The sequence below is a fragment of the Streptomyces sp. NPDC033131 genome, from assembly GCF_055578365.1.
In genome coordinates, this window is record NZ_JBVIPA010000004.1 from 70,031 (window position 1) to 84,734 (window position 14,704).

Consider the following 14,704-nt stretch of genomic DNA (forward strand, 5'->3'; position numbering starts at 1 on the left):
GCGCGTTCCAGTCTGGTCCCGCTGTTGAACCGACGTCAAGTAAAGTGCGGGCATGGCCGCGAACCAGGGCGCACGCGCACGCCGCCGGCTCAGCACCGAGGAGCGCCGGGAACAGCTTTTGTCGGTGGGGGAGCGGCTGTTCTCGGAGAGCCCGTACGACGAGGTGTGGATCGAGCAGGTCGCCGAGATCGCCGGTGTCTCGCGTGGGCTGCTCTACCACTACTTCCCGACCAAGCGGGACTTCTTCGCGGCGGTGGTGGAGCGCGAGAGCGAGCGGATGCTGCGGATGTCGGCGGCCGTGCCCGGGGTGCCGGTGCGCGAGCAGCTCGCCGCCGGACTCGACGCGTACCTGGAGTACGTCCGGACCCACGCGCACGGCTACCGCGCCTTCCACCGCGCCGACGCTTCGGGCGACCAGTCCGTGCGCAGGGTCTACCGGCGGGCGCTGGCCGCGCAGGAGCGGCAGATTCTCGCGACCCTGGCCGCCGATCCCGAGTTCGGCCCGCTCGCGCGGACGCGGCCCGACCTGCAGCTGGCCGTCCGGGGGTGGCTGGGGTTCATCACCGCAGTGAGTCTGGAGTGGCTTCGCGGCTCGGACCTCTCCCGGGAACAGGTGCGGGACCTGTGCGCCCGGGCGCTGCTGGGCGTCATCTGATCCGACGGCCCGGCCGTTCGGCCCGTCCCGGGACATTCGTCGCCGACCGTGGTTGGCTTCCGCCCCGATCTTCGATAGGTTAGGCAAGGCTTACCTAAGGAGGTTTTGGGATGGGTGACAGCCAAACCTGGACGGCCGCGCCTTCCGCGGCGGAACGGGCCCGGTCGGTGCTCGCCGCCGCGTGGTCCTGCGCGGTGACCGCGGAGGGCGGACGCGAGGAGTTCGTCGGCGCGCACACCGTGACCGAGGACGGGCGGGTGCTCCTGCACGTGCCCGAGGACAGCACCCTGCTCACGGCCGCGATCTGCGCGCCCCGCGGGGAGCCGTCCGCCGTCCTGGAGTTCGCCGACGTCGCGCCCGTCCCCGTGGGCAGCCGGATCCGCGCCCGGCTGTGGATGGCGGGATGGTTCGTCCCCGACGACGGCCACCTGGCCTTCCAGGCCACCCGGGTGGTGCTGCGCCTGGCGTCCGGCGCGGTGGTCGTGGCCCTCGACGAGTTCGCCGCCGCCGCACCCGACCCACTGGCCACGGCCGAGGCCCGGCTGCTCACGCACCTCGCCGACTGCCACGCCGACGCCGTCGAGCGGCTCACCCGCCTCGTCGACTCCGACAGCCTGCACGGCGCGGTCCGCGTCCAGCCCTTGGCGGTCGACCGGCGCGGGCTGACGCTGCGCATCGAACGCGCCCGGGCCCACGGCGACGTAAGGCTGGCCTTCCACCGGCCGGCCGACGACGTCGCCCAGCTCACCGAGCGGATGCACGTCCTGCTCGCCCAGGCCGGCACCGCCACCTGCCCACGAGCGCTACAGCGGCAGCGCACAGACGGCGACGGGTGACGCGAACGGCTCGCCCGCGAGCCGCAGTTCACCACTGCCCTCGTCCACGTGGAAGACGCTCACCGTGCCGGACTTCTGATTCGCCGCGAACAGCAGCGTCCCGTCCGGCGAGAAGGCGATCTGCCGCGGGAAGTCACCCGACACCGCGACCGTGTCGAGCAGCCGGAGCCGGGCGCCGTCCGCCTCCACCGCGTACCGCGTGAGGCTGTTGTGGCCCCGGTTGGCGAGATAGGCGTACGCGCCGTTCGACGTCACCAGGATCTGCGCCGGATAGTTCGTGCCCGACCCCGTGCCCGTCGACTGGGCCTCGCCGACGGTCAGCCGGCCGCCGTCCGGATCGTACGCGCAGACCGCGACCGTGTTGTCGACCTCGTTGGCCAGATACGCGTGCCGCCCCCCGGGGTGGAAGGTGAGGTGCCGCGGCCCGGCACCCGGCCGGGTGTGCGCCTGCGCGACCTCGGCGAGCCGGCCGGACTTCTCGTCCAGGCGGTAGGTGTACACGGTGTCCGTGCCCAGGTCGACGGCGAGCACATGACCGCCGTCCGGACTCGTCACGAACTGGTGGGCGTGCGGCCCCTCCTGACCCGGTCCGGGCGCCGGACTGGAGTGCGTGACCAGGTCGGCGCGTTCACCGAGGGCGCCCGAGGCGTCGATCGGGTGCACGGCCACACTGCCGGACCCGTAGTTGGCGCTGAGAAGCCAGCGCCCGCCCGGATGCACGGACAGATGACAGGGGCCCGCGCCGCCGGTGCCGCGGCTCCCCAGAACCCTGCGGTCGGCGAGCCGGACAGCGGTCACCGCGCCCGCCTCGCGCTCGCTGACCGCGTACAGCGTGCCCCCGTCCGGATGCACCGCGAGGTACGACGGGTCGCCCACGCCGGTGAGCGTGCCGGTTTTGCTGATACGGCCGCTCGTGGCGTCGTAGGTGGCCAGGCCGATGCCGGTGCCGCCGCCCTCCACCGAGGTGTACGTGCCGACGTAGAGCGGGCGGGGGCCGGAGGGCGTGCGGCTTTGCGCCGGAGCGCTCGGACTCGCCTCGGCGGCTCCCGTCCGCGTCCCGGCGGCCGTCGGGTCGGTGGGCGGCGGCGCGTCGTCGCACCCGGGCAGTACGGCCGCGGCACCCGCCCCTGCCAGGGCGCCGACGAATCGGCGCCTGCTCCAGCCCTCACTGCCCATGTGCACACCTCAGGTCGTCGTTCCCTCGCGACAGCCACCTTGACGTGGATCACCCGACACGTGCAACAACGGCATCGCGCGTTGCGTATGACGCAACAACCCGCCGGCCCCGTCGCCTACCAGTCGCCGTCCTCGACCGGCTTTCCCGGCGCGTCCTTCAGCGGCTGCACCTGCTGCGGCGAAGGCGCCTGCCAGGGCTCGTGGTCGTCCCCCAGCCAGTCGCCGACCGGCTTGACGCCCTGGAGGGTGTCCGTGGCCGTGAGGTCCTCGGCGTCCTGGTCGTAGTAGTCGAACCAGGGCAGCCCGGCACGGGTGTACGCGGCACGGTCCACGGGCGACGCCGGGGGCGCCTCGCCGGTGATGCGGCGCCACTCGGGAGGTGTCACCAGGTGCACGAACACCCGCCCCGCGGGCTGCTCCGCCCAGTCCGTGAGCGGCCGGTCGTCCCGGTAGACCTCCTGGCGCATCGAACCGCCCACGCCGAGGCCCATCGCGGCCGCTGCCCGCGGCGGGCCCGCGGTCGCGGCGGGAGCCGCCGGCGCCATCGCCATGGGCATGGCCGCTCCGTAGCTCTTGCCCGGCGCCGGCATCGCCCGAGCCCGCTCGGCCCGCAGCCGCTCCTCCTCGCGCCACCGGGCCAGCGGCCTGTCGTCCAGCGGGAACGACTGCAGCTGCACGCCGCCCCACACCTCCTCGCCCGTGACCTGGCCCTCGACGGTCGCGCCGAGACCCAGCGGCACCGCCACGAACTGGCGGACCGTGCCCTTCCCGGAGTTGATGCCGTCCAGCCACGGCTGGCGCGGCAGCACGACGTAGTTCTGCGGATCACGCGCGAGCCGGTCGCTCCAGGGCCTGCCGGAGACGGCGCACACCTTGCCCACCCCGACCTGCAACGCGGCCGGTTCCCTCGTGCCCGAGAAGCTGAGCCACATCGCCTCCCGCAGGTACACCGGCAGCATCACGCCGCCGCGCGCCCGCCACTGCTCGGGGACGGTGTCCGGGTAGTCGGAGACCCGCCGGACGGGGAACTCGCCGAGCCCCGGCGGCAGCGGATGCGTGCCCGTCTCGGGCAGCCGCAGCGTGCGCACGAACCGCACCGCCGCACCGCCCGGCAGCCGCAGTGTGTTCCCGTCGATCCGCACGGTGGTGTCGGTCATCGACACGCCCCCTTCGTCCCGGCCCCTCAGGCACGCCGCCTCAAGGTGACTTCTTCACCTTGAACGCCGCTCGGCGTCCGTCCGGTTCCGGCGCAGCTGCTCGGGCACGTGCAGACTTTCCCGCAGCCGGGTCAGCCGCGGCATGCGTTCGCGCTGCTCGCGGGAGACGCGGTCCAGTTCCTCCAGGAGGCGACGCGAGCGGTGCTCGGTGTCGAGCTCGTCGAGGATCCGGTTCACCTCGGTGAGGACGGCACCGAGCAGCTGCCACTGCCGGGCGTCGCGCTGGACCTCCTCCAGCAGCAGCTGGGCCAGCTTGTCGCGGGTGGCCGCGGCCTGTCGCAACTCGGCGGTCAGCCGGGACTCCGCCGCATCGGCGTTCAGGCTCACCGGGGTGGTGACCAGGACCGCGAAGCTGACCACGGCATCCGCGATCTCCGACAGCAGCCGCTCCACGGCGGCGCCCGTCTCCGGCGCGAAGGATCGTGGACGGGGCTCGGACTCGCGCTCCTTGGCGAGATCGGTGAAGGTGCGCGCGAGAACACGCAGCACGACCGTGCAGATCTCCAGCGTGTCCAGGCCGGTGCGCAGCACCACCCGGTGCAGCAGGCCCTCCTTCACACGCGGATTGAGCCGCAGGCTGTCCTCGGCCTGCCGCAGCGCCGCGTCCACCTCGACGATGTCGTGGTCGAGCCGGCGCGCCTCGTGCAGGTGGGCCGTCGCGTGCTCGACGGGCGTCCGGCCCGCGGCCTCCTCGCCCATGCTCAGCATCAACTGCCGCACCCGGCGGGCCAGCCCCTCGATCGACTCCCCGGCCTCGCCCACCCACACCGGCGGGGCGAACAGCAGATTGCAGCCCAGGCCGACGACCGCGCCGATCAGGGTCTCCAGCACCCGCGCCCACGCCGTGTCCCCGACGGTCGTGACCCCGAGCACCAGCATCGCGCTGATCGCCACCTCGGGCACGAACTCGTCGACCCGCACCAGATGCCCGACGGCCAGCGCCGCCACGATCAACAGCCCGAGGCTCCACCAGGTCAGACCCACCAGCAGACTGAAGGCGATGGCGACGAAGACCCCCGCCACCACGGAGTTCACCCGTCGGATACCGGTGGTGAGCGTGGAGTAGAGGGTGACCTGGACGACCAGCAGCGCGGTCAGCGGAGCGGTGAGCGGAGCCGCCTCGGGACTGAGGCGCAGCGCGATGACATACGCGATCGTCGCCGCGGCCGACGACCGCAGCGCCTGTACGACGACGGGATCCCGGTGCCGCTTCAAAAAGCGCACCAGGGTTGTCGTCCACTCCCGTACGTCTCGCATCCTCGGGCTGTCCCCTTCCACGGATGTACCGAAGGTACTCATTGAGGACGGAAACTGTCCGCAAGGAAACGTAGTTTGTCATTCCGCTCCGACGTCGGGTGCGTCAGGTGCGCGAGGCTGCGGTACGGCTGCCAGGTCAGGCGTGCAGTTTGTCCAGGAAGGCGATCAGATGGCCCCTCGTCCGGACGATCTGTTCCTCCAGGGTCAGGCTCTCCTCGAAGCGGGACCCGGCTTCCAGGGCCTTCTTGCCGCGCAGGTAGAGGGAGCATGCCAGATCGGTGCACATGTACAGGCCCACCGAGTTTCCCTCGCGGCCCGCCGGGCCGGCCTTGCGGGCGGTCATCAGGGAGACGTCGCCGCCCGGGTGGGTGGTCAGGCACAGCGAGCACATGCTGCGGTGCAGGAAGCCGCGCTGGGAGGAGGGAAAGCGCAGGGTGACGCCGACCGCTCGGCCCTCCCGCTCGGTGACCAGATAACTGCGGTCGGGTGCCCCGGGATCCCGCCAGCCCAGGAAGTCCAGGTCGTCCCACGGGCGTTGGCCGAGGTCCCGGGGGAGGGGCAGGCGTTTGGCCTCTCCCTTCGAGCAGTTGACGAACGAGGTGCGGATGTCGTGTTCGGTGAGTGATCTCATGGGGGAGTCTCCTGGGTGCTCGTGCTCGTGCTCGTGCTCGTGCTCGTGCAGTGAAACCTAGGGGTATTAGGTTGATGGTCAGGGTAGGCAGGCACGAGCGGGAGAGGCCAGTGGATTTCCCGGACGTGGTGGCGCCGCGGGCGCGGGCCGCGCTGTTGCACATGACGCGGGGAGGGGTGGGTGCGAGTGGGGGAATCGACGCAGATCTGGGAACGGGCCCGACGTGTGCTGGCGGAGGCGGGCCTGCCCGCCGACCGCCTCACTCGCGTCCGCCCGCTGACCGGGGGCACCTACAACACCGTCGAGGAACTTCTCCTCACCGACGGCAGCCGTTACGTGCTGAAGGTCGCCCCCGCGCCGACCGTGCCGGGCCTGCGGTACGAGAGCCGCCTTCTGGTCTCCGAGGCGGAGTTCTACCGGGCGGCCGCCGAGGCCGGCGTATCCGCGCCGCACGTCGTGGCGGCCGGCGTCGACACCGCCGTACCGCATCTGCTGATGACGGCCTGCCCCGGCGAACCCTGGAACAGGTCCCTCGCCGGACCCGGACCCGGACCCGGACCCGAACGCGCGCTGCTGCGCGCCGAGTTGGGCCGCCAGGTGGCTCGGCTGCACACGGTGACCGGGCCCGGCTTCGGCTATCCGTCGGGCGCCCTGGGACCGCTCGCATCCGAGTGGCGGACGGCCTTCGGGGGCATGGTCGAGGCGATTCTGGACGACGCCCGCCGCTACCGGGCCCCACTGCCCCGGACCGCCGACGAGGTGGCACGTACACTCCGGGCCGCCCTCCCCGCGCTCGACGAGGTCACCACTGCCTGCCTGGTCCACTTCGACCTGTGGGAGGGGAACATCCTCCTGGACCGCCCGGCGGGGGAGGAGCCCCGCATCGGCGGGCTCATCGACGGCGAGCGCATGTTCTGGGGCGACCCCCTCGCCGACTTCGTCTCCCTGGCACTGCTGGGCGACATCAGGAAGGACGAGGCCTTCCTCGCGGGCTACCGGGAAGCCGGCGGGCGGGCCGATTTCGACACTCCGGCCCAGGTCCGCCTCGCCCTCTACCGCGCCTACCTGTACCTGATCATGCTCAGCGAGACGATTCCGCGGGCAGCCGACTCCGACCAGCAGCGCTGGGTCCGGGAGGCGGTCGCCCCGGAACTCGTCGCGGCCCTGGAGGAGATCGAGGACCTGGCCCCTCGCTGAATGTCGCCTCTTGTGCCACCCTGCTGCGCCGACCTGGCGGACGCCCTGGAGGAGCCGACGCCCCGCTGACGTTTCGCTGGTCATCGCGGAGGTACTCGCGTGGCGCCCGAACCGCGTGAAGGGAGGACACCGTGGCCGAGCACCGCGACGAAGGCCCCGGCGAGAACGGGGTGCCCGTGCCCCGGGACCTGCCGGACCAGCAGGCGCACGACGGCGAGGACCCCTGGGAGGTCGGCGCCGGTCGCGCCCGGGGCGACACCCTCGACACCGACGAGGCCGCGGACGCTGCGGAGTCCGACGAGCCCACCGCCGACGTCCCCGACACGGACGAGTCGGGAACGGGCCGGCGAGGCGCCCCGCAATCGGGCGCCGTCCACCCCGAACAGCCGGTACCGGACGAACCCTCCGCCTGACCGCGCGCCATACGCCCTGCGCCCGGCGACTGCCGCCGGACGCAGGGCGTAAATCCACGGTCAGCCGACCTTGTGGCCCTGCAGGGGCGCCGTCCTCGCGCCCGCCCCCTGCTGCATGCCCAGCAGGAACTCCTCCAGCACCTCCGGGGCCGTGTGGTCCGGCCGCCAGCCGAGTTCCGTGCGGGCGCGGGTGCAGTCCATCAGGGGGAGCCTGAGGACCGCGTCGAACAGGTGCGGGGAGGCGGGCAGCAGGTGCAGGCCCCAGGCGGCGGCGATCGCCGAGCGTGCCGCCGGGCGCGGCAGCCGTACGGGTCGGGCGCCGAGCATCTCGCCCAGCAGCTCCGCGTCGACGGGGGGTTCGCCCGCCAGGTTGAAGGGCCCGTTGACGTTCATGCCCAGGGCCAGCCGGTACGCCTTGGCCGCGTCGTCGGTGTGCAGGGCCTGGACGCGCAGACCCGGGATGTCGGGGAGGAAGGGCAGCAGATCGGGCCGTGCCAGCTGGCCGGGCAGGAAACGCCCGCCGAAGATGCGGCGCTGCTCGCTCGCCGACTCCCGCTTGAAGAGGAAGGCGGGCCGCATCCGCACCACCCGGATGCCGGGGTGGTCGCGCTCGAACGTGTCCAGGGCCCGCTCCAGATAGGCCTTCTCCCGGCAGTACGCGGCGTCCGGCCAGCCGTGCGTCGGCCAGGTCTCGTCCACCGCGTGATCCTTCGGTCCCGGCGAGTACGCGCCGACGGACGAGGCGTGCACCAGGGTCGGTACGGCGGCCGTCGCCACCGCGTCGAACACCCGGATGGAACCGAGCACGTTCGTGCGCCAGGTCGTCGCCGGGTCGTGCGTCGGCTGGAACGCCCACGCGAGATGGACCACTGCGTCGGCGCCTTCGAACTCCCTGATCAGGTCGGACTGGTCGGACGCCAGGTCGACCGCCGACCACTCCGTCTTCGGGGCCTCCCAGTCGGGGAGCCGGCGGGCCAGCCCCCGCACGGATCCGACCTTCTCGTCCTCGGAGAGGAGGCGCACCAGACTGGTGCCGACATTGCCGGTGGCGCCCGTGACCACGATCCTGCTGCCCGTTGTGCTGCTCACCTTCGGCTCCTCTCGGCCGCGGGTCCGACGGGACCGCCCGAGTACCCGGCCGTCGGCGATGCACGCGGCCCACGGACCCGCCGAGCAGAAAGGGGGAAGCCCCGACCGGACGGGGGAATCACGGTCGGGGCTGGTTCAGGTGTGGGCGCGGATGGCGGTCGCCTCTCGGCGAAAGGCTCCACAGGGCTTCAGCCGGACGATCGGCCCTGTGGGCAAAAGGTGAGGCCCGGGGACACTGTCCCATCCGCACCCACGGTCTGTTCAACGGGCAACCACCCGTGGATGTTCCATGCTCCCGCGCCCTGCGCGGTGATCCGTGTCACGGTCACCGGGCGGCGTCTCCGGCAGAGCCTCGTTCCACAGGTTGTCCGCCTGCAGCAGCAGCGTCCCCAGAACGGCCGTCCTGCCCGCGTCGTGGGCGGCGTGCTCCCCCAGCTCGCCCTGCAGTTCCTCGTGCAGCTTCCGCATCCTTGCCTCGGCCTCGCTGTCCGGGCGGGTGTCCTCGTCGGCGCCCAGCAGCCGCCGGTGCTCCGCGTGGCACACGTCCCCGATCAGCTCCAGGAGACGGGCGTACGAACGCAGCGCGGGACCGTCGGGCGGAGTGGGTGAGCGGTCGCCGTCGGCCGCCACCGCCAGAGTCCGGGTCAGCGCTCCCACATGGCCGGTGATACGGCTCCAGCGCTCGTCCTCCTCGACGGGCGGTGCGGTCGGCGGCACCCGGTGCAGGGCCCGCAGCGGGCCGGAGGTGAAGCGCAGGCTCTCCCGGCTCCAGCCGCGGGCCGACCTCAGCGCCCCCAGCCGCCGCTCCAGCCGTGACGAGGCGCTCGACCAGTCCGCGGCGGACTGCGGGCCCCAGTCGGTGTCCCGCAGATCGCAGGCGAGGCTGTGCAGCAGGTCGCCCGTCTCCCCGGCGAGTGCTGCCAGGTTCTCCCGTACGTCCCGCAGATGGATCGGCGGCAGGACGAGCGCGTTGACGGCGATCCCGATGACCGCGCCCAGCGCCGCCTGCCCCACCCGGTGTCCCACCGCCGACGCCGTGACCGTGCCGGTGGCGAGGGTGAACACGGCGGTGGTCGCACCGTAGATGCCCTGGTCGCCGAAGCGGTGCCAGTTCGAGAGCAGCATCAGCACCGGCGCGCACAGGGCCAGCGCACCCAGTGTGTCGCCGGTGAGCCACTGTGCTCCCGACGCCAGCAGTGCCCCGACGCAGATCGCCGCGAACTGCTGCGCGGCCTGCATGAGCGAGCTGTAGACCGTCGCCTGCACCAGCACCAGCGCCACCCAGGGCGCCATCAGCGCCATCGGGTCGCCCATCCAGTCGCTCGCCACGTACCAGGCGAGCAGTGCCGCCGCCGCTGCCTTCAGCGACTGGACGACCAGATCGCGTTCCCGCCCGGGTCCTCGCCAGACCGCCCGTACCGCCTGCCCCACGACGTGTGCCTCTCGCCGCAGGGCGTCGGCCGGGCGGGCGGAGCGCACGCGTACCCCATCTGTCACTCGGATCATTCCGGGTGGGTATCCGAGTGGCGCCGCCCCTCACCTCCGGGCGGCTCAGCTCAGAGGGCTGTCGTCCAACGACGCCAACAGGTCGGCGGGGTCGGCGTAGATCGCCGTCGCGCCCGCCTCCTCCAGGTCCGCGCGGGGGATGCCGCCGCACAGGACGCCCACGCAACGCACCCCGGCCCGGGTGCCCGCGCGCATGTCCCAGACCGTGTCGCCGACGAACACGGCACTCTCGGCGGGCACTTCGGCCAGTTCCAGGGCGTGTTCGACGGGCTCCGGGGCGGGCTTGCCCTCCGCGACGTCGTCGGCGCTCGCGGTGGCGGCGATCGCGTCGTCCGCGCCGATCGCGCGCCGCAGGGCGTCGAGTTCCGTGCCGCTCGCGGACGTCGCCAGGACGACCCTCCAGCCCCGCTGGTCCAGTCGCCGCAGCAGCCGCCCGGCGTCCTGCAGCGCGGGCAGCCGGTCGAAGTACTGGCCGTACAGGGCCTTGTGGGCGGCGCTCAGTTCCGCGTCCCGGTCCTTGTCCCGGTCGTCACCCAGCAGATGGGCGATGAGGTCGGTGGAGCCGAGTCCCACGGCCCGGTGGACGGCGTGCGTCGGCACCCGGTGGCCCGCTTGGCGGAAGGCCTCCCACCAGGTGGTGACATGGAGGTGATTGGTGTCGACGAGGGTCCCGTCGACGTCGAACACGGCCGCCCGTTCCATTCGTCCGTCCCTTCCTGTGCTCTGTCGCCGCACGAGTACCACGTCAGCCGGTCGCCACTCGGTCCGGAACCCGGCCCTCCCGGCTCCAGGCCAGCAGCTCCTCCAGGGCCCAGGTGGTGACCACGCGCTCGGCGGGCACCCCGCACTCCTCCGCCCGCGCACACCCGTGGATCTGCCAGTCCAGCTGGCCGGGCGCGTGCGCGTCGGTGTCGACGGAGAACAGCACGCCCGCGGCCATGGCCCGGCCGACCAGCCGCCGCGGCGGATCGAGCCGCTCGGGCCGGCTGTTGATCTCCACGGCGGTACCGGACTCGGCGCACGCGGCGAACACCTCGTCCGCGTCGAACTGCGACTCCGGCCGCCCCCGTCCCGTCACCAGCCGTCCCGTGCAGTGCCCGAGGACGTCCGCGTGCGGATCGCGTACGGCGGCCACCATGCGGCGGGTCATCGAGCGGGCGTCCATGCGCAGCTTGGAGTGCACGGACACCACCACGACGTCCAACTGTTCCAGCAGCTCCGGCTCCTGGTCGAGCGAGCCGTCGTCGAGGATGTCGCACTCGACGCCGGTGAGGAGGCGGAACGGCGCCCACGTCTCGTTGAGTTCCGCCACCACCTCCAGCTGCCGGCGCAGTCGCTCGGGCGACAGCCCGCGTGCCACGGTCAGCCGCGGCGAGTGGTCGGTCAGCACCGCCCACTCGTGGCCCAGTTCCGCCGCCGCCCGGCCCATCTCCTCGATCGGGCTGCCGCCGTCCGACCAGTCGGAGTGCAGATGGCAGTCCCCGCGCAGCAGCGCCCGCAGCCGCTCCCCGCCCGAGGCCAGCGGGGACGCGGCCTCGCCCTCCAGGTTCTCCAGGTAGCCGGGCACCCGGCCGTCCAGCGCCTCACGCACCACCTGTGCCGTCTTCGGGCCGACGCCCTTCAGCGACTCCAGAGTCCCGGCGTCCGCCCGCTCGCGCACCTCGTCCTCGGGCAGCGCGGCCAGCACCCGGGCCGCCGTCCGGAAGGCGCGCACCCGGTACGTCGGCTCGCGGGACCGCTCCAGCAGGAAGCCGATCCGCTCCAGGGCCTCCACGGGATCCATCGCCACCTCCTCCTCAAGGGTTCCCCAGGCCGACGCGGGCCGCACCAGGAGACGGGCGGCCCCCCGACCGGCGGGCGGTTTGTCCGGTACCTGGCCGGGTACTGCGATGCCTCATCACCTCGACCGCGTTCACGAGGAGGCCTGTCATGTCCGCCCCCACCGCACCCCGCAGCAAGGTGGCCGTGATCACCGGCGCCGACTCCGGCATCGGCAAGGCCACCGCCGTCCGCCTGGCCGACGCGGGGATGGACGTCGGCATCACCTGGCACAGCGACCACGAGGGCGCCGAGGAGACCGCCGAGGATGTCCGCGCCCACGGGCAGCGGGCCGCCGTCGCCCGGATGGACCTGACCCGGCTGCCCACCGCCGCCGACACCGTCGACGAGCTCCGCGACCGCCTCGGCCGCCTCGACGTCCTGGTCAACAACGCCGGTACGGGCACCATGACGCCCTTCCTCGACCTGGAACTCGACGACGTCCGCGAGGTCATCGACGTCGACCTGCTCGGCCCGTTCCTGTGCGGTCAGAAAGCGGCCCGGCACATGATCCAGCAGGGCGGCGGCGGCCGGATCGTCAACGTGACGTCCGTCCACGAACACCAGCCGCGCGTCGGCGCCGCCCCCTACTGCGCCGCCAAGGGCGGCCTCGGCCTGCTCACCCAGGTCATGGCCCTGGAGCTCGCCGAGCACGGCATCACCGTCAACGCGGTGGCACCCGGCGAGATCGCCACCCCCATGACCGGCCAGGAGGACACCGACCCGCACACCGAGGACCGCCCCGGCGTCCCGCTCGGCCGCCCCGGCGACGCCCGCGAGGTCGCGGCCGTGATCGCCTTCCTCGCCGGCCCCGACGCCTCGTACGTCACCGGCGCCTCCTGGAGCGTGGACGGCGGCATGCTCCGGATGGGGCCGCAGGCCGGCTCGCACCTGGGCAGCGACGACTGGCGGCGTCCTTGAAACGGCGCCGCCCGTGAGCTGCGCACCAACTCCCGTGACCGTCCCGGCTTCACCGGTGTCCGCAGCGGTCGCGGCTTCCGCCACCGGGACACCACCGGCGAGCCGCTCACCGATCCCCGGGCGCCGGCCCGTCTTCGACCCGGAGCAGATGCTCGAGTCCCGCGAGACCTGGGTGCACGACGCCCACTGGGAGGAACTCACCCAGGTGGAGTGTCCCGCCCTGGTCGTGCGCGGCGCGACGGCGAACTGGGCCGCGCGGATCCGCGCCCAGCAGGAGCGGGAGCAGGCCAGGCACGAGCACGTACGCGAAGGTCGCTCGCGCCCTGCCCCACACGGCCTGCGCGGTGCGCCTGCTCTGGCCGGGCTTCTTCCGCGTCGGCAGCGACCGGGCCGCCCACGGCAGCGAGACCAACGGCCTGACGGCGATGCCGCGCGAGCACGTCACCCGCGGCCGCGGTGAGATGCCTCCGGTTGTCCGGGCATGGGCGGCACCGAGGCCGCCCGGACGCTCGCGGACGACCAGGCCCTGAGCGTCGTACGAGCGCTGCGGTGGGGCCACGTGGCGAGGACCGGCTGCCCGCGTACGGGGGAAAAGGGCGCCCAGGCACGAGCCGCACGGCGGGGATCTCGACGAGGCGCCGCGCCGGCTGTCCGGCACCGGCAGCACGGCGAAGGATTTCCGTACCTGGCACGCGACCTCCCTGGCCGCCGTCGCGCTCGCGTCACCACCGTCACCGCCGACGCCGCCCGCGCCACGCCGACCGCCCGGCGGCGGCACGCCGACCTCGCGCACCGCCCGGCCCGTCTCGGGAGGGGACCACGATGGCCCCCGCGCTCACCCGGCTGGGCGAACACGAAGACTTCGGGCGGCCGGCCACCCGAGGAGCGGTCGAGGCGGCGGTTCTCGACCCGCTGGGCGGCTGACTCGGACCCCGCCCTGACGCGCCTTGCGCTCTACGCTCTATACATGACCGAAAGCGAGAGCCCCTACATCGCTCACCCGCGGATCCTGGTGCTCGGGGTGCAGCCGACCACGCCGCCTTTCCGGATCGTGGAGATCGACGGCCAGGTCGTCGGTGAGGCGAGGGCCGTCACCGACGTCCTGGAGGCCGCCGCCGCGTTCGGCATCACCGTCCACGACCTGGACGACCCGGACGTGGTCCGCTGGGTGGGCGGCGACAAATTCACCTGGACCCGCCACTGACCGACCGGCTCAGCCGACCGTCCGCTTCCGCCCGGCGTCCCCGGTGCCGCTCCACAGCCGGCCGGTCGAGCCGTCCGTGCACTGCCGGGGGCCCGCGGCCTCAGCTGTGCACGGCCCGGCTCATCCGCCTGCCGAGCAGGAGGTAGCCCACCAGCGCCCCGGTCGTGTTGAGGATGACGTCGTCGATGTCGAAGGCCCGGCCGGTGATCAGCGCGCCCTGGGCGAACTCCACCAGCAGCATGACGGTCGCCGTCAGCAGGAGCACGCGCAGCACCCCGCGGGTCCTCGGGGCGACGATCGGCACCAGCACGCCGAACGGGACGCCCAGCAGCAGGTTCCCGCCGATCTGCTTGACCGCGTCCCGCAGCGCGGGCTGGTCCAGGTAGGCCCGCAGAGAGCGCCCCGGCCGCATGTTGGTGTGCGTCAGCGCCTCCGACGCGGGGGAGGGCTCCAGGGTCAGCCGGGCCAGGACGACGGCGAACGCCACCATCACCGCGAAAGCGCACAGCATCGCCAGCAGGCGGAGGGGAAAGGGCACGGAATGCCGCTCACGCCGGGCCGAGCGCGATCCACGCTCGGCCTTGGCGGTCCTGCTGCCTCTCTCCGCCTTGCCGAGCTTGCCGCCCTTGCCGCCCTTGGCTGCCTTGGGGGGCTTGGCGGGCTCCTCCGGCTTCGTGGCTTTGCCGGACCTGGCGTAGCGCAGGCGAAAAGCGGTACGTGGACTTGAAGCGGTACGGGCCATGCGGTCCTCCGGTCTTCAACTTGCCTGCGTCCCAGGGCGATT

The 14,704-nt window shown here is 73.1% G+C and carries 15 protein-coding genes and 1 pseudogene; 7 read left to right on the forward strand and 9 right to left on the reverse strand.

The genetic code is table 11. The annotated features are described in order from the left end of the window. Positions 1–52: 52 nt before the first annotated feature. Entirely contained in the window at positions 53–655 is a 603-nt protein-coding gene (locus tag ACZ5XS_RS07570) for a TetR/AcrR family transcriptional regulator (protein ID WP_468648743.1), read from the forward strand. A gap of 110 nt (positions 656–765) precedes the next feature. After that, complete coding sequence (locus tag ACZ5XS_RS07575) at positions 766–1,491, forward strand: DUF2470 domain-containing protein (RefSeq protein WP_468648745.1); 726 nt, start codon at positions 766–768, stop codon at positions 1,489–1,491. On the opposite strand, the gene ACZ5XS_RS07580 is transcribed toward ACZ5XS_RS07575, so the two are convergent. The 4 genes from ACZ5XS_RS07580 to ACZ5XS_RS07595 form a co-directional block, all read right to left on the reverse strand. After that, positions 1,459–2,667 (reverse strand): lactonase family protein, encoded by a 1,209-nt coding sequence (locus ACZ5XS_RS07580; RefSeq protein ID WP_468648747.1) that lies wholly within the window; start codon positions 2,665–2,667, stop codon positions 1,459–1,461. The genes ACZ5XS_RS07575 and ACZ5XS_RS07580 overlap by 33 nt on opposite strands. Before the next feature lie 116 nt (positions 2,668–2,783). Next, positions 2,784–3,824 carry a hypothetical protein gene (locus ACZ5XS_RS07585; protein WP_468648749.1) on the reverse strand — a complete coding sequence of 347 codons (1,041 nt, stop codon included), beginning with the start codon at positions 3,822–3,824 and terminating at the stop codon, positions 2,784–2,786. Positions 3,825–3,878: 54 nt separating this feature from the next. Next, the gene (locus tag ACZ5XS_RS07590; RefSeq protein WP_468648751.1) at positions 3,879–5,141 is read right to left on the reverse strand and encodes an FUSC family protein; all 1,263 of its coding nucleotides are present in this window, start codon (positions 5,139–5,141) and stop codon (positions 3,879–3,881) included. A 136-nt stretch (positions 5,142–5,277) separates the two neighbouring features. Beyond that, complete coding sequence (locus ACZ5XS_RS07595; protein WP_468648752.1) at positions 5,278–5,772, reverse strand: FBP domain-containing protein; 495 nt, start codon at positions 5,770–5,772, stop codon at positions 5,278–5,280. A gap of 186 nt (positions 5,773–5,958) precedes the next feature. Between ACZ5XS_RS07595 and ACZ5XS_RS07600 the strand changes: the two genes are divergently transcribed. Further along, positions 5,959–6,969, forward strand: coding sequence for a phosphotransferase family protein (locus ACZ5XS_RS07600; RefSeq protein WP_468648754.1), 1,011 nt, complete (start codon positions 5,959–5,961; stop codon positions 6,967–6,969). Between the two features lie 131 nt (positions 6,970–7,100). Further along, positions 7,101–7,382, forward strand: a complete 282-nt coding sequence (locus ACZ5XS_RS07605) for a hypothetical protein (RefSeq protein WP_468648756.1) — start codon at positions 7,101–7,103, stop codon at positions 7,380–7,382. Between the two features lie 60 nt (positions 7,383–7,442). On the opposite strand, the gene ACZ5XS_RS07610 is transcribed toward ACZ5XS_RS07605, so the two are convergent. The 4 genes from ACZ5XS_RS07610 to ACZ5XS_RS07625 all read right to left on the reverse strand — a co-directional run bounded on the left by ACZ5XS_RS07610 (position 7,443) and on the right by ACZ5XS_RS07625 (position 11,760). Next, positions 7,443–8,471, reverse strand: coding sequence for an SDR family oxidoreductase (locus ACZ5XS_RS07610; protein ID WP_468648758.1), 1,029 nt, complete (start codon positions 8,469–8,471; stop codon positions 7,443–7,445). Positions 8,472–8,732: 261 nt separating this feature from the next. Beyond that, positions 8,733–9,977, reverse strand: coding sequence for an FUSC family protein (locus ACZ5XS_RS07615; protein ID WP_468648760.1), 1,245 nt, complete (start codon positions 9,975–9,977; stop codon positions 8,733–8,735). A 45-nt stretch (positions 9,978–10,022) separates the two neighbouring features. Next, positions 10,023–10,679, reverse strand: a complete 657-nt coding sequence (locus tag ACZ5XS_RS07620) for an HAD family hydrolase (protein WP_468648762.1) — start codon at positions 10,677–10,679, stop codon at positions 10,023–10,025. Between the two features lie 43 nt (positions 10,680–10,722). Beyond that, positions 10,723–11,760 (reverse strand): PHP domain-containing protein, encoded by a 1,038-nt coding sequence (locus tag ACZ5XS_RS07625; RefSeq protein WP_468648764.1) that lies wholly within the window; start codon positions 11,758–11,760, stop codon positions 10,723–10,725. Between the two features lie 146 nt (positions 11,761–11,906). On the opposite strand from ACZ5XS_RS07625, the gene ACZ5XS_RS07630 reads away from it, so the two are divergent. From ACZ5XS_RS07630 to ACZ5XS_RS07640, 3 genes and pseudogenes are all read left to right on the forward strand, one after another. Continuing rightward, complete coding sequence (locus tag ACZ5XS_RS07630; protein WP_468648766.1) at positions 11,907–12,716, forward strand: SDR family oxidoreductase; 810 nt, start codon at positions 11,907–11,909, stop codon at positions 12,714–12,716. Positions 12,717–12,834: 118 nt separating this feature from the next. Further along, positions 12,835–12,977, forward strand: a pseudogene (locus ACZ5XS_RS07635) (alpha/beta fold hydrolase); the annotation flags it as partial. Between the two features lie 706 nt (positions 12,978–13,683). Then, positions 13,684–13,920 carry a hypothetical protein gene (locus tag ACZ5XS_RS07640; RefSeq protein WP_217237807.1) on the forward strand — a complete coding sequence of 79 codons (237 nt, stop codon included), beginning with the start codon at positions 13,684–13,686 and terminating at the stop codon, positions 13,918–13,920. Between the two features lie 100 nt (positions 13,921–14,020). On the opposite strand, the gene ACZ5XS_RS07645 is transcribed toward ACZ5XS_RS07640, so the two are convergent. Next, a complete protein-coding gene (locus ACZ5XS_RS07645) occupies positions 14,021–14,662 on the reverse strand; it encodes a VanZ family protein (RefSeq protein ID WP_468648768.1) in 642 nt (213 codons plus the stop codon). Positions 14,663–14,704: the final 42 nt, after the last annotated feature.